The 937-nt window shown below is 73.1% G+C and carries 1 protein-coding gene and 2 pseudogenes; all 3 read left to right on the plus strand.

Going from position 1 to position 937, the window contains the following annotated elements:
* Positions 1–312, plus strand: a pseudogene (locus G9H71_RS22860) (beta-hydroxyacyl-ACP dehydratase); the annotation flags it as partial.
* 110 nt (positions 313–422) lie between these two features.
* Positions 423–689 carry an acyl carrier protein gene (locus tag G9H71_RS22865; protein ID WP_166285030.1) on the plus strand — a complete coding sequence of 89 codons (267 nt, stop codon included), beginning with the start codon at positions 423–425 and terminating at the stop codon, positions 687–689.
* Between the two features lies 1 nt (position 690).
* Positions 691–937 (plus strand): annotated as a pseudogene (locus G9H71_RS22870) (beta-ketoacyl-[acyl-carrier-protein] synthase family protein); the annotation flags it as partial.

The following is a 937-nucleotide window of genomic DNA, read 5'->3' on the forward strand; positions in this document are numbered from 1 at the left end:
GGAGCGTTGCTGTGGCTGGAGAGCCTGCGCAGCCGTGGCGACGCGATCGACGGGACGCTCATCTTCGCCGCCGCCCGGGACGTCGTCTTCCACCGCCAAGTGCTGCCCGGTGACACGGTCCGGCACGTCGCGCACATGGAGCGCGTCGTCGGCGACAACGCGTTTTTGAACGGCGAGACGTGGGTCGGTGACGAGCTCGTCGCCACCGTCGGCAGCGCCATCGCCGTCCGCCGGCCCGCGGGGACGCTGAAGCACGTCCCCGCGTCCCGCTCCTCCACCACCCGCCCCCACGCGGACACCGTCCCCGCATGAGCTGCGGCGCGGCCCTCGCCCGCGCCGTCCACAAGACCTTCCACCGCGTCACCCCCGCCGTCCGTGCGGGGCACCCAGGCCGAAACGGCCTCCACCGAAGGGAAACCGCCATGTCCGTCACCACGCCCGAGCGCACCGCCCGCATGAACGAGCTCCGCGAGATGATCGCTGAGGTCCTCGAGGTGGAGCCCGAGGAGATGACCGAGACCAGCCTCTTCATCGAGGACCACGACGCGGACTCGCTGCGCGCCATCGAGATCCTCGCCCGACTCGAGAAGACCTACCGCGTCGAGATCCCGCAGGAGGAGCTCGCGACGATGGTGAACCTCGAGGCGATCTACGCGGCCGTGGCGACGCGGCTCGACTGGCAGGGCTGAGGTGGCCCGCCGGGTCGTCATCACCGGCGTCGGCCCCCTCGCGGGGGTCGCCGCCGGTGCCCGGGCCTACTCCGCCGCGCTGCAGGCGGGAGCCTCGGCCATCGCGCCCATCCGCAGCTTCGACCCCGCCGGCTTCCCGCACCACATGGCGGGCGAGCTGACGGGCTTCGACCCCACGGAGTACCTCCGCCGCCTCGACGCGGAGCAGTGGGGCCCGGCGAGCCAGTTCGCGGCAGCGGCGGCCCGGC

The organism is Motilibacter deserti (genome assembly GCF_011250635.1).
Lineage (GTDB): Bacteria > Actinomycetota > Actinomycetes > Motilibacterales > Motilibacteraceae > Motilibacter_A > Motilibacter_A deserti.

Bases quoted from the DNA above. Each gene is read 5' to 3' on its own strand.
- G9H71_RS22865 (WP_166285030.1), top strand. From the start codon at position 423: ATGTCCGTCACCACGCCCGAGCGCACCGCCCGCATGAACGAGCTCCGC.